The following is a 12,325-nucleotide window of genomic DNA, read 5'->3' as shown; positions in this document are numbered from 1 at the left end:
GCGCCCTCACGCGTTCGGCAGGTTGCGGGAGAGCGCTTCCAGCACCGCCATGCGGACCGCCACCCCCATCTCGACCTGCTCGCGGATCAGCGACTGGGCGCCGTCTGCCACCGATGTCGCGATTTCGACGCCGCGGTTCATCGGGCCGGGATGCAGGACCAGCGCATCCGGCCTGGCATGGCGGAGCTTTGCCTCGTCCAGCCCGTAGAAGTGGAAATATTCCTGCACCGAGGGCACGAAGGAGCCGTTCATCCGCTCGCGCTGCAGCCGCAACATCATGACGATATCGACGTCCTTCAGCCCTTCCTTCATGTCGCGATAGACCTCGACGCCGAGGCGCTCGGCGGAGGCCGGAAGCAGGGTCGAGGGTCCGATCGCGCGCACGCGCGCCTGAAGCGTGTTCAGGAGGATGATGTTCGAGCGCGCCACCCGCGAATGCAGGATGTCGCCGCAGATCGCCACTGTGAGCCGCTCGATGCGCCCCTTGTTGCGGCGGATGGTCAGCGCGTCCAGGAGCGCCTGGGTCGGGTGCTCGTGCGTGCCGTCGCCGGCATTGACCACGGAGCAGTCCACCTTGTTGGAGAGCAGTTCCACCGCCCCCGACGCGGCATGGCGCATGACCAGAAGGTCCGGGTGCATGGCGTTAAGGGTGAGCGCCGTGTCGATCAGCGTCTCGCCCTTCTTGATGGCTGACGAGGCGACCGACATGTTCATGACGTCGGCGCCGAGCCGCTTGCCTGCCAGTTCGAACGAGGACTGGGTGCGGGTGGAGGATTCGAAGAAGAGGTTGATCTGGGTGCGGCCGCGAAGGCTCGTCCGCTTCTTCTCCACCTGCCGATTGAGGGTGACGAATTCCTCGGCGAGGTCGAGCAGTCCGACGATCTCGGAAGCGGAAAGCCCCTCGATCCCCAGAAGGTGCTTGCGGTTCAGCACGAAGGAGGAGGGTGCAGGGCTCATGAGCCCCGGCCTTTAAGCGGAGTCGAGGGGGAGAGCAAGGGCGCGGCGCGAACCGGCAGGGGATATCGAGGCGGCCGGCCGGTGCCACCGTGCCGACGCCCCTGAAACGGCCCCGCAGCCCATGGGGCGAGGCCGCGTGGAAGGCCCGGGCGGGCTTACTCGGCCGCGTCCTTCCGGCCGAGGCGCTTGTCGAGATAGGTGCCGACGACGCTCATCAGTTCCTCCAGAGAATTCTCGAAGAAGTGGTTGGCGCCGGCGATCACCTGCTGTTCGATGATGATGCCCTTCTGGGTCTTGAGCTTCTCGACCAGGCCCTGCACCGAAGTCAGCGGCACCACGGCGTCCTTGTCGCCATGGACGATAAGGCCTGAGGACGGGCAGGGGGCGAGGAAGGAGAAGTCGTAGAGGTTGGCGGGCGGGGCAATGGAGATAAAGCCCTCAACCTCGGGACGGCGCATCAGCAGCTGCATGCCGATCCAGGCGCCGAAGGACGAGCCGCAAATCCAGCAGGCGCGCGCCTCCGGATTGATCGCCTGGGCATAGTCGAGAGCGGCGGCGGAATCTGACAGTTCGCCCACGCCGTGGTCGAAAGAGCCCTGGCTTCGCCCGACGCCGCGGAAATTGAAGCGCAGCACCGAAAAGCCTCGGTTCACGAACTGATAATAGCAGTTATAGACGATCTGGTTGTTCATCGTGCCGCCGAACTGCGGGTGCGGGTGCAGGATGATGGCGATCGGCGCCTGGCGGTTCTTGGCGGGATGATACCGCCCTTCGATGCGACCCGCCGGACCGCCGAAAATCACCTCAGGCATCAGGAACCTCTCGCGTTCGTCAGGCCGTCGCTCAAGTCCTCGGGGACCATCGCGGCGGCGGGGGCCGTCCTTGACAGCGGAGCAGGCCCCCTCTATTTCTTAGAATTATTCTAAACTGAGCCGGCTCGGTCCGTTGGGGCCCGTCACCGGCTCTTTGGCGTCGGGACCGGGCCTATAGCACGATCACGGACCGGATTGCCAAGCATTTCCAGCCGGGCGCACTCGGACCGCGCTTGCAGACGGGATCGGATGACAGGACCCAGGGCCTATCTCGACCACAATGCCACCGCGCCGCTCAGGCCCGAGGCGCGCGAGGCCATGCTCGCAGCCATGGACATTGCCGGCAATGCCTCGTCGGTTCATGCCGATGGACGGGCCGCGCGCCGGCTGATCGAGCGGGCACGCACGGGCGTGGCCAGCCTTGTCGGCGCCGACCCTTCGCTCGTGACCTTCACCGCCGGTGGCAGCGAAGCCGCAACCACGCTGCTCGCGCCGGGCTTCTTGGGAGCGGGCGGGGAGGGGCCGGTCCGCTCCCTCATTGTCTCGGCGGTCGAGCATTCCTGCGTCCTGGCGGGCGGCCGCTTCGACCCGGCCGACATCCATGTCTGCCCTGTCGATCCGGCCGGTCTGGTCGATCTTGCCGAACTGTCCGCCCTGCTGGACCGGGTGCCGGGCCCTGCGCTTGTCGCCGTCATGGCGGCCAACAACGAGACCGGCGTGATCCAGCCGGTGGCCGCCGTCGCCGCGCTCTGTCGCGCCAACGGTGCCGCGCTGGTCGTCGATGCCGTGCAGGCTGCCGGCCGGCTGGCGCTCGACATAGCAAGGCTCGGTGCCGACGCGCTGTTCCTGTCGGCCCACAAACTCGGCGGTCCGCAGGGTGTCGGAGCCATTGTCCGTGCGTCCGACCGCGTGACCTTCGTGCCCCTGTTGCGTGGTGGCGGGCAGGAGGGACGGCTGCGTTCGGGAACGGAAAACCTGACTGGCATTGTCGGCTTTGGTGCGGCGGCGGCGGCCTCGGCCGGGACGATCGATGTCGAAATGCAGCGACTTCGTGCACTGAGAGACTGGCTTGAGGCGGACATTGTCACTATCTCACCGGACAGTCGGGCCGTCGGCTTGCCAGCGGACCGGCTGGCGAATACCAGCCTGACCGTCCATTCCGGCCTCGACGGCGAGACGGCGCTGATCGCGCTGGACCTTTCCGGCGTATCGGTTTCGACCGGTTCGGCCTGCGCGTCCGGCAAGGTGGCACCCAGCCACGTTCTGGCCGCTATGGGGATGGAACCGCGCCTTGCCCGTTCGGCGCTTCGGGTCAGCCTCGGCTGGTCGACGGAACGGGCAGACGTGGAACGGTTTGCAGGCGCCTTCGCGGCGCATGCAAGGACGATCGCGGCACGCGCCGCGTGAGAATGCCAACCTGCGGCCCTTGAAGCCGCCAGGGAGAAGGAGAGGCCCATGCCCGCGGTTCAGGAAACCATCGAACAGGTCCGCTCGATCGATGTCGACCAGTACAAGTACGGGTTTTCGACCGATATCGAGATGGAACTCGCCCCCAAGGGCCTGTCCGAGGACATCGTGCGCTATATTTCCGCGCGCAAGAACGAGCCGGCATGGATGCTGGAATGGCGGCTCGACGCCTATCGTCGCTGGCTGACCATGCGCGAGCCGGACTGGGCCCGCGTCGACTACCCGCAGATCGACTTCCAGGACATGTATTATTACGCCGCGCCGAAATCGAACGCCGCGCCGAAGTCGCTGGACGAGATCGACCCTGCCATCCTCGAGACTTACAAGAAGCTCGGTATCCCGCTGCGCGAGCAGGAGATTCTTGCAGGGGTCGCGCCGGAGAACCGGATCGCCGTGGACGCTGTCTTCGACAGCGTGTCCGTGGTCACCACCTTCAAGGCGGAACTGAAGAAGTCCGGCGTCATCTTCTGCTCGATCTCCGAGGCCCTTCAGGATCACCCGGAGCTGGTGAAGCAATATATCGGCTCGGTGGTTCCGACGACCGACAACTTCTATGCCACGCTGAACGCCGCTGTCTTCTCCGACGGCTCCTTCGTCTACATCCCGCCGGGCGTGCGCTGCCCGATGGAGCTGTCGACCTATTTCCGCATCAACGAGCAGAAGACCGGCCAGTTCGAGCGCACGCTGATCATCGCCGACAAGGGCTCGTATGTGAGCTACCTGGAAGGCTGCACGGCGCCGATGCGCGACGAGAACCAGCTTCACGCGGCCGTCGTCGAGCTGATCGCCCATGACGATGCCGAGATCAAATATTCCACGGTCCAGAACTGGTATCCGGGCGATGCCACGGGCAAGGGCGGCATCTACAATTTCGTCACCAAGCGCGGCGACTGCCGCGGCGCGCGCTCGAAAATCTCCTGGACGCAGGTCGAGACCGGTTCGGCGATCACCTGGAAATATCCCTCGTGCATCCTGCGCGGCGACGACAGCCAGGGCGAGTTCTACTCGATTGCCGTGTCCAACGGCGCCCAGCAGGTCGATTCCGGCACCAAAATGATCCATCTGGGCAAGAACACCCGCTCGCGGATCATCTCCAAGGGCATTTCCGCCGGCACCTCGCAGAACACCTATCGCGGCCTCGTTTCCGCCCACCGCCGGGCGACGAATGCCAAGAACTTCACCAACTGCGACTCCCTGCTGATCGGCAACCGGTGCGGCGCGCACACGGTGCCCTATATCGAGAGCAAGACCGCCTCGGCCGTGTTCGAGCACGAGGCCACCACCTCCAAGGTCTCGGAGGACCAGGTGTTCTACTGCATGCAGCGCGGGCTGACGCAGGAAGAGGCCATTGCGCTCATCGTCAACGGCTTCGTCCGCGACGTGCTCCAGCAACTCCCCATGGAGTTCATGGTGGAGGCGCAGAAGCTGATCGCCATTTCGCTGGAAGGCTCGGTCGGCTGAGCCTGACGCCTTCCACGCCCCGTTTCGGCCGCCCTGCCGCGGCCATCGCTTTTGAACAGGACCGCCCCCCATGTCGCTGCTTGAGATCAAGAACCTGACTGCCAGGCTCGCCGAGGAGGACAAGCAGATCCTCAACGGCCTGAACCTTACCGTCGAGAAGGGCCAGGTCGCCGCCATCATGGGCCCGAACGGTTCGGGCAAGTCGACGCTCTCCTATGTGCTGGCCGGCCGTCCGGACTATGAGGTGACCGAGGGCGAGGCGCTGCTCGATGGCGAGAACCTTCTGGACATGGAGCCCGACGAGCGGGCGGCGAAGGGCCTGTTCCTCGCCTTCCAGTATCCGATGGAGATTCCCGGCGTCGGCCAGATGACCTTCCTCAAGGCCGCCATCAACGCCCAGCGCAAGAAGCAGGGCCTTGACGAGATTCCGACCCCGGAATTCATCAAGCTGGTCAACGGCAAGGCCAAGGAACTCGGCATCGCTCCGGAGATGCTGCGCCGCTCGGTCAATGTCGGGTTCTCCGGCGGCGAGAAGAAGCGCAACGAGATTCTGCAGATGGCGCTGCTCCAGCCGAAGCTCGCCATCCTCGACGAGACCGATTCAGGCCTCGATATCGACGCGCTGAAAATCGTCGCGGACGGCGTCAATGCCATGCGCTCCGCGGACCGGGCCTTCGTGGTCATCACGCACTACCAGCGCCTGCTGGACCACATCAAACCGGATGTCGTCCACGTGCTCTCGGCCGGTCGCATCGTCCGCTCGGGCGGGGCGGACCTGGCGCTTGAGCTGGAAGCCAAGGGCTATGCCGATATCGTCGGCCAGGCGGCGTGAGGATCATCCGATGAATGCGGTCACCCCCATCCGCACGGCGGCCGAGCAGGCGCTGATTGGCGCCTATGGTGCCCAGCCGCCCGCGCCAGCCCCCCTCGGTGCCCTGCGCGCCGACAGCTTTTCGCGCTTCGAGGCGAGCGGCCTGCCGCATCGCCGCGTCGAGGAGTGGAAATATACCGATCTGCGCACGCTGATGCGCGAGGCCCGTCCGCTTGCACCGGCTCCCGATGCCTCGCGAATCCTCGCGGCCAAGATCGCGCTGGCCGACGTGCCGCGCACCGGCGGCTGCCGCATGGTGCTGGTCGATGGCACCTATGTGCCGAGCCTGTCGGACGCCGACAAGGTGCCTGAAGGCGTCACGGTGACGGCCCTTGCGGCCGCCATGGCGGCGCGTCCGGACCTTGCCGGCCGGCTCGCCGGCAGCGAGGCCGCGCGCGCCAACACCGCCTTCGCGCTGAACGGCGCCTTCCTCACCGACGGCCTGGTGATCGAGATCGCGCCCGGCGCCGAGGTCGGCCACGCGCTCGACCTCGTCTCCCTGACATCGGGCGGGACCGCGCATCTCGTCACGTCGCGCGTGCTGGTGCTGGTGGGCGAGGGGGCCTCAGCCGGCATCATCGAGACCCATGCCGGTCCGGCCGGCCTCGACTATCAGAAAAACCTGGTCATGCAGGTCGTGGTCGGCGACGGCGCGACGCTGGAGCACGGCCGCCGCCAGATCGAGGGCGATGCCGCCCTGCATCTTGCCACCCTCGATGCCGAGATCGGTGCCCGGGCGCATTTCGACACGCTGACGCTGACGACCGGCGCTGCCGTCTCGCGCAGCCAGCTGTTCGTTCGCTTCGCGGGCGAGCACTCCAACGTGACCCTGCGCGGGGTCTCGCTGCTGAACGGCCGCCAGCATGCGGACACCACGCTGCTGATGGATCACGCGGTGCCGCACTGCGAGAGCCGCGAACTGTTCAAGCATGTGCTGGACGGCGAGGCGCACGGGGTCTTCCAGGGCAAGATCATCGTTCGCCCCGAGGCGCAGAAGACCGACGGGCGGATGATGAGCCAGACGGTCATGCTCCGCGAGGGGCCGGCCATGGACAACAAGCCGGAGCTGGAGATCTTCGCCGACGACGTCGCCTGCGCCCATGGCTGCACCTGCGGCGAACTGGACGAGGACCTGATGTTCTACTTGAAGGCGCGCGGCATTCCGCACACCGAGGCGGAGGCCATCCTGGTCGAGGCTTTCGCGCGCGAGGCCATCGAGGATTTCGGCGAGGGACCGCTCGGCATGGTCGAGGAACTGCGCGGTGCGCTGCTGTCGACCGTCACCGACTGGATGCGGGCGAGGGGCTGACCATGGGCCCCGATGGCCAGCATCCTGCGGTAGCGGGCGGACGCTACGACGTCGACCTGATCCGGCGTGACTTCCCGGCCCTGTCGCTGAAGCCCTACGGCAAGGATCTGGTCTATCTCGACAATGCCGCCTCGGCGCAGAAGCCGCAGGCGGTCATCGACCGGATCAGCCGCGCCTACGAGACCGAATATGCCAATGTGCACCGGGGGCTGCACTATCTGGCCAATGCCGCGACAGAAGCCTACGAGGCGGCGCGCGAAAGCGTGCGCGCCTTCCTGAATGCGCCCTCGGTCGACCAGATCATCTTCACCCGCAATGCTTCGGAGGCGATCAACCTGGTCGCGACCTCCTTCGGCGGGCTGCAGATCGGCGAGGGCGACGAGATCGTCCTGTCCATTCTGGAGCACCATTCCAACATCGTTCCCTGGCACTTTCATCGCGAGCGGCGCGGGGCGAAGCTCGTCTGGGCGCCGGTCGACGACGAGGGCAATTTCCTCCTCGAGGAGTTCGAGAAACTGCTCGGCCCGCGCGTGAAAATGGTCGCTCTGACCCACATGTCCAATGCACTGGGCACCGTCGTGCCGGTCAGGGAGTGCATCCGGATGGCGCATGAGCGCGGCATTCCGGTGCTCGTCGACGGCTCGCAGGCGGCCGTTCACATGGACGTGGATGTCCAGGGTCTCGACGCCGATTTCTATGTCTTCACCGGCCACAAAGTGTATGGGCCGACCGGCATCGGCGTCCTCTACGGCCGCAAGGAACTGCTGGAGAGGATGCCGCCCTACAATGGCGGCGGCGAGATGATCAACGTGGTGACCACCGACACGGTCACCTACAACGACCCCCCCCATCGCTTCGAGGCCGGAACCCCGGCCATCGTCCAGGCCATCGGCCTCGGGGCTGCGCTCGACTACATGCGCTCCATCGGCCGCGATGCCATCCGCGCCCATGAGGACGACCTCGTCCGCTATGCGCAGGAGCGGCTTGGCGCCATCAACTCGCTGCGCATCTTCGGCACGGCGCGCGACAAGGGCGCCATCGTCTCCTTCGAGATGAAGGGCGCGCATGCCCACGATGTCGCCACTGTCATCGACCGCCATGGCGTGGCGGTCCGCGCCGGCACCCATTGCGCCATGCCGCTGCTTCAGCGATATGGCGTGACATCGACCTGCCGGGCCTCCTTCGGCCTCTACAACACCCGCGAGGAGGTCGACCGCCTTGCGGAGGCCCTGATCAGGGCCCAATCTCTGTTCGCATGAACCCTGGCCACGGACCTTGAACCCGATGGACGAAGCCCAGACCCTGAACACCACCGTGGGCGCCGATGCCGGCGCCATCCCGCCGGAAGAGCTCGACCGGATGACCGATGACATCGTCTCGGCCATGAAGTCGGTGTTCGACCCGGAAATCCCGGTCGACATCTACGAGCTCGGCCTGATCTACCGGGTCGATATCGACGACGACCGCAAGATCGCCATCGACATGACGCTGACCTCGCCGTCCTGCCCGGCGGCGGCCGAACTGCCCGGCATGGTCGAGAATGCGGTCAATGCCGTCGCTGGCGTCTCGGAGGTGAAGGTGAACCTGACCTTCGACCCGCCCTGGGACCAGAGCCGCATGTCGGAAGAGGCGCGCGTCGCCCTCAACATGTGGTGAGGGGAGCCTTGCACCACGGCCGACTGTCGCCGCGGTGAGGGAGTCCCTATATTCAGGCTTCAGACTGTGACCGCCGGGCCTTGAACCCGGTCGGACCGGAGAGACGACATGCCAGCATCCCGCATGCAGGCGATGCGCCTGACAGACGCCGCCGCAACCCGCGTCAAAGCGCTCATGGCCTCGGCCGGCAAGGCCGAAGGCGGATTGCGCGTGGGCGTCAAGAAGGGCGGCTGCGCCGGTATGGAATATACGATGGAGTTCGTGGACGCTCCGGCGCGCTTCGACGAGGTCGTCGAGGACCGTGACGTCAAGCTGTTCATCGACGCCAAGGCGGTTCTCTACCTGCTCGGCACGGAGATGGATTTCGTGACCGACAAGCTGTCGTCGAAGTTCGTGTTCAACAATCCGAACCAGACCTCGGCCTGCGGCTGCGGAGAATCGATTGCGCTGAACCCGGCCCGCCCGGAGGCGCTGGAAGGCGCCTGATGGCCGAGCCCGCTTTCGATCCGGATTTTCTCGTCGACCTGTTTGCACCCTTCGCGCGCGTGACCACCCGCCGGATGTTTTCCGGCCATGCGGTCTATCGCGACGGCATCGTCTTCGCGCTGGCGATCAGGGCCGGCCTCTACCTCAAGGCGGATGGCGAAACGGCGCCGCTGTTCGAGGCAGCGGGGCTTGCGCCTTTCACCTATTCCGTGAAGGGGCGCGAGAAGGTTCTGACGAGCTATCGCCGGATGCCTGACGCCTGTTTCGACGATGAGGACGATCTCAGGCAATGGGCGGGCATCGCCTGGCAGGCCGCATTGAGGGCGCCACCAAAGCGGGCGCGAGCAGCAAGGCGCCGGACCGCCTGAACGGGCTCACGCCACCTTGGGCTGGACCGACTCAAGTTCCGGGTCGCTCTCGCAGATCACGCGGTTGCGGCCATTGCGCTTGGCCGCATAGAGGCAGCGGTCCGCGCGCTCGTAGAGCGACATGGGCGTGTCGCCGGGGTGGAAGGTCGCAACGCCCAGCGAGATGGTGATCCGACCGAGGTTTTCGCTCGTCGAGCGCTTGATCAGTTCCTTCGTCATCACCGCCCTGCGAATATGCTCGGCAATGGTGACAGCGGCGCGCAGCGTCGTGTCGGGCAGGATGATGGCGAACTCCTCGCCGCCATACCGGCAGGCGAAGTCCTGGCCCTTGACGTTCTGTTTCACGGAATGGGCCACAAGGCGAAGCACCTGATCGCCGGTGAGATGGCCGAACGTGTCGTTGAACTTCTTGAAATGGTCGATGTCGCTGACGAGGAGCGACAGCGGCGTGCCGCATTTCTTCGCGTGGGCCAGAGCCTTGGTCATCGCCTGATCGTAATATTTGCGATTGCCGAGGGCGGTCAGCGGATCGGTCAGGGATTCGGTGCGCACCGCATCGAGATTGTCCTGCAACTGGCGGATCTCGGTGCGCGAGGCCTTCAGGCGCTGTTCCAGCGCCTTGTTGTTGGCCTCGATCTCGCGGGTCGAACGAACCAGCGCCTCGATGATGCCGCGCACGGCATCGGTGCTGGAGGCAGCGGCAAGCCGGGCCGAGGCGCCGGCCAGATCGCTGCCATAGGCCGAGGCCTGGCCGGCCGCGGCATCGATCATGCTCATGACCTGCTCGATCTCGTCCATCACCCGGTTGCCGACGACATCGATCTTGTCGGTCATCCGGCTCGGAGACAGATGGGCTTCGTAGATCGTGTCGAGCTGTTCCTGGGTGATCCCGTGGGTTTCGGCCAGGATCGTGTTCAGGGCGTCGGACAGCTCGGTGTGATAGCCCGAGGCGTAGCTGTACCAGATTTCGTAGTTCCGGGGTATGGCGGCCAGCCGTCGTCCCCGGATCTGGCCCAGGGCCAGATCGCCAAATCCGTAAGTTCTCTCGATGTCATCCTGACGATCGTACATGTCCGGTCCGCTGTCCCCGGCAACCGGGGCCGCTTCTGCGACCCCCGCTCCCATGGTCAGGACGGTAACCTCACAGTGTGAACCGACCGTAAAGCTGTACCGACATTCCCCAAGGGCATGTCAGGCCGTCACTTGGCCTTCAGGCGGACAGGTCGGAGCAGGAACTGGGGAAGATGCGTGCCATCCGGCTCGTCATTGTCGGCGGCCGGCGGGGTCTGGCGGCCCTGGCTCGGAACGCGCGCGGGACGGGCCGGGCTGCGCGGCTCGTCGCGGCGGTGGGGGGGAGCGTCCTCGCTCCGCTCCGGACGGCGCCGCTCGCTGGGACGGTCGCTGGCCGGCCTGTCGTCGGGCCGGCGGGTGGTGCGCGCCCTGGGCTCTGCCGGCCTGGATTCGGCCGACCGCGGTTCAGAAGGTCTCGGTTCGGAGGACTTCGGTTCGGACGACCGTGGCTCCGACGACCGTGAGCCGGACCCGCGGGAACTGCCAGACCGGGGCTCGCGCTTCTCCCTGCCGCCGCGGCTTTCGCGGCCGCCGCCACGCCGCTCGCGGCGGGCTTCCGAGGCTTCCTCCTCGCCGATGGCATCGCCATCCCAGGGCACCGGCTGGCCGATGAGCTTCTCGATCGCGCCGAGCAGCTTCAGGTCCTCGCCGGTGACGAGGGTGATCGCGGTGCCGAGCCGGCCGGCCCGGCCGGTGCGGCCGATGCGGTGGACATAGTCCTCGGCATGATGCGGGGTGTCGTAGTTGAAGACGTGGCTGACATCGGGAATATCGAGCCCGCGGGCGGCGACATCGGACGCCACGAGCAGCTGGATCTCGCCGTCGCGGAAGGACGCAAGGGCTGCCATACGCGCCCTCTGGTCCATGTCGCCATGCAGGGCCACGACCGAAAAATCGTGCTTCTGCAGGGACTTGTAGAGGGTAGCAACCTCGCTCTTGCGGTTGCAGAAAATGATCGCGTTCTTCAGGTTCTCGGCATTGCGGATCTGCTCGCGCAGGACCTCGCGCTTCTCGAAATCCTTGCGGCCGGCGCGCACCAGCTTCTGCGTGATGGTGGTGGCGGTGGACGCGGCGCGCGAGACTTCCACCTTCACCGGGTTGTGCAGGAACTGCTCGGTGATGCGCTGGATCTCGGGCGGCATGGTCGCCGTGAAGAACAGCGTCTGGCGCGTGAAGGGCACCATCTTGCAGATGCGCTCGATGTCCGGAATGAAGCCCATGTCGAGCATGCGGTCGGCTTCGTCGATGACCAGCAGTTCGACACCGGTGAGCAGCAGACGGCCGCGCTCGAAATGGTCGAGCAGCCGGCCGGGCGTGGCGATCAGCACATCGACGCCGCGCGTCAGCTTGGCATCCTGATCGCCGAACGAGACGCCGCCGATGAGCAGGGCGACACTCAGCTTGTGGTTGACGCCGTACTTGATGAAATTGTCTTCGACCTGCGCCGCCAGTTCGCGTGTCGGCTCGAGGATCAGCGTGCGCGGCATGCGGGCGCGGGCGCGGCCTTCCTCCAGCATGGTCAGCATGGGCAGCGTGAAGGCCGCCGTCTTGCCGGTGCCCGTCTGGGCGATGCCGAGCACGTCGCGACGCGCCAGGACATGCGGGATGGCCTCGGCCTGGATCGGGGTGGGGTCGGTATAGCCGGCGGAAGCAACGGCCGCCTGAACCTTGGCGCTGAGGCCGAGTTCGGTAAATGACATGTGGTTGTGGTGTCCTTGTGGCTCTCGTGAGGGGTGCTGTGCAGGAGGCGTACGGCGCGAATCGGTTTCGCGCGGATCGGCCCCTGGAACCCACGAGGCCGGACGGACGGGCGGAGACTCGCCGGAACGGAGCCTTCGTCGCGGCGCAACATAGTGATCAAGCGTGA

12 protein-coding genes are annotated in these 12,325 nt (G+C 66.1%); 8 read left to right on the top strand and 4 right to left on the bottom strand.

Annotated elements, in window-relative coordinates:
• Positions 1 to 6: 6 nt before the first annotated feature.
• Both ACTIFS_RS17715 and ACTIFS_RS17710 read right to left on the bottom strand, forming a co-directional pair.
• Positions 7 to 957 carry an aspartate carbamoyltransferase catalytic subunit gene (locus ACTIFS_RS17715; protein ID WP_439575450.1) on the bottom strand — a complete coding sequence of 317 codons (951 nt, stop codon included), beginning with the start codon at positions 955 to 957 and terminating at the stop codon, positions 7 to 9.
• Positions 958 to 1,112: 155 nt separating this feature from the next.
• Entirely contained in the window at positions 1,113 to 1,769 is a 657-nt protein-coding gene (locus tag ACTIFS_RS17710) for an alpha/beta hydrolase (protein WP_439575449.1), read from the bottom strand.
• A gap of 249 nt (positions 1,770 to 2,018) precedes the next feature.
• On the opposite strand from ACTIFS_RS17710, the gene ACTIFS_RS17705 reads away from it, so the two are divergent.
• The 8 genes from ACTIFS_RS17705 (at position 2,019) to ACTIFS_RS17670 (ending at position 9,387) form a co-directional block, all read left to right on the top strand.
• Complete coding sequence (locus ACTIFS_RS17705; RefSeq protein ID WP_439575448.1) at positions 2,019 to 3,176, top strand: cysteine desulfurase family protein; 1,158 nt, start codon at positions 2,019 to 2,021, stop codon at positions 3,174 to 3,176.
• Positions 3,177 to 3,224: 48 nt separating this feature from the next.
• A complete protein-coding gene (sufB, locus tag ACTIFS_RS17700) occupies positions 3,225 to 4,697 on the top strand; it encodes a Fe-S cluster assembly protein SufB (protein WP_439575447.1) in 1,473 nt (490 codons plus the stop codon).
• A 76-nt stretch (positions 4,698 to 4,773) separates the two neighbouring features.
• Positions 4,774 to 5,529 (top strand): Fe-S cluster assembly ATPase SufC, encoded by a 756-nt coding sequence (gene sufC / locus ACTIFS_RS17695; protein WP_439575594.1) that lies wholly within the window; start codon positions 4,774 to 4,776, stop codon positions 5,527 to 5,529.
• Positions 5,530 to 5,539: 10 nt separating this feature from the next.
• Entirely contained in the window at positions 5,540 to 6,877 is a 1,338-nt protein-coding gene (sufD, locus tag ACTIFS_RS17690; RefSeq protein WP_439575446.1) for a Fe-S cluster assembly protein SufD, read from the top strand.
• Positions 6,878 to 6,879: 2 nt separating this feature from the next.
• Positions 6,880 to 8,136 (top strand): cysteine desulfurase, encoded by a 1,257-nt coding sequence (locus ACTIFS_RS17685; RefSeq protein ID WP_439575445.1) that lies wholly within the window; start codon positions 6,880 to 6,882, stop codon positions 8,134 to 8,136.
• A gap of 25 nt (positions 8,137 to 8,161) precedes the next feature.
• Entirely contained in the window at positions 8,162 to 8,533 is a 372-nt protein-coding gene (locus ACTIFS_RS17680; RefSeq protein ID WP_439575444.1) for an SUF system Fe-S cluster assembly protein, read from the top strand.
• Positions 8,534 to 8,641: 108 nt separating this feature from the next.
• Entirely contained in the window at positions 8,642 to 9,019 is a 378-nt protein-coding gene (gene sufA / locus ACTIFS_RS17675) for a Fe-S cluster assembly scaffold SufA (protein WP_439575443.1), read from the top strand.
• Positions 9,019 to 9,387, top strand: a complete 369-nt coding sequence (locus tag ACTIFS_RS17670) for a TfoX/Sxy family protein (protein ID WP_439575442.1) — start codon at positions 9,019 to 9,021, stop codon at positions 9,385 to 9,387. The genes sufA and ACTIFS_RS17670 overlap by 1 nt, the downstream gene beginning before the upstream one ends.
• Positions 9,388 to 9,393: 6 nt before the next feature.
• Here ACTIFS_RS17670 and ACTIFS_RS17665 read toward each other — a convergent pair whose 3' ends face one another.
• Both ACTIFS_RS17665 and ACTIFS_RS17660 read right to left on the bottom strand, forming a co-directional pair.
• A complete protein-coding gene (locus tag ACTIFS_RS17665) occupies positions 9,394 to 10,458 on the bottom strand; it encodes a GGDEF domain-containing protein (RefSeq protein WP_439575441.1) in 1,065 nt (354 codons plus the stop codon).
• Between the two features lie 128 nt (positions 10,459 to 10,586).
• Entirely contained in the window at positions 10,587 to 12,158 is a 1,572-nt protein-coding gene (locus tag ACTIFS_RS17660; RefSeq protein WP_439575440.1) for a DEAD/DEAH box helicase, read from the bottom strand.
• Positions 12,159 to 12,325 lie beyond the last annotated feature (167 nt).

Origin of the sequence: Phreatobacter sp., from assembly GCF_051860605.1 — a bacterium.
In the GTDB taxonomy this organism is placed as follows: domain Bacteria; phylum Pseudomonadota; class Alphaproteobacteria; order Rhizobiales; family Phreatobacteraceae; genus Phreatobacter.
The sequence above is the reverse complement of the archived record's forward strand: the minus strand, read 5'-3'. Positions and strand labels throughout refer to the sequence as shown.

What these genes read in the sequence shown, in the direction of transcription:
- ACTIFS_RS17660 (WP_439575440.1), bottom strand. Translation starts at nt 12,158, where the DNA reads ATGTCATTTACCGAACTCGGCCTCAGCGCCAAGGTTCAGGCGGCCGTT.
- ACTIFS_RS17715 (WP_439575450.1), bottom strand. Translation starts at nt 957, where the DNA reads ATGAGCCCTGCACCCTCCTCCTTCGTGCTGAACCGCAAGCACCTTCTG.
- sufD (WP_439575446.1), top strand. Translation starts at nt 5,540, where the DNA reads ATGAATGCGGTCACCCCCATCCGCACGGCGGCCGAGCAGGCGCTGATT.
- ACTIFS_RS17705 (WP_439575448.1), top strand. Translation starts at nt 2,019, where the DNA reads ATGACAGGACCCAGGGCCTATCTCGACCACAATGCCACCGCGCCGCTC.
- sufB (WP_439575447.1), top strand. Translation starts at nt 3,225, where the DNA reads ATGCCCGCGGTTCAGGAAACCATCGAACAGGTCCGCTCGATCGATGTC.
- sufA (WP_439575443.1), top strand. Translation starts at nt 8,642, where the DNA reads ATGCCAGCATCCCGCATGCAGGCGATGCGCCTGACAGACGCCGCCGCA.
- ACTIFS_RS17665 (WP_439575441.1), bottom strand. Translation starts at nt 10,458, where the DNA reads ATGTACGATCGTCAGGATGACATCGAGAGAACTTACGGATTTGGCGAT.
- ACTIFS_RS17670 (WP_439575442.1), top strand. Translation starts at nt 9,019, where the DNA reads ATGGCCGAGCCCGCTTTCGATCCGGATTTTCTCGTCGACCTGTTTGCA.
- ACTIFS_RS17680 (WP_439575444.1), top strand. Translation starts at nt 8,162, where the DNA reads ATGGACGAAGCCCAGACCCTGAACACCACCGTGGGCGCCGATGCCGGC.
- ACTIFS_RS17685 (WP_439575445.1), top strand. Translation starts at nt 6,880, where the DNA reads ATGGGCCCCGATGGCCAGCATCCTGCGGTAGCGGGCGGACGCTACGAC.
- ACTIFS_RS17710 (WP_439575449.1), bottom strand. Translation starts at nt 1,769, where the DNA reads ATGCCTGAGGTGATTTTCGGCGGTCCGGCGGGTCGCATCGAAGGGCGG.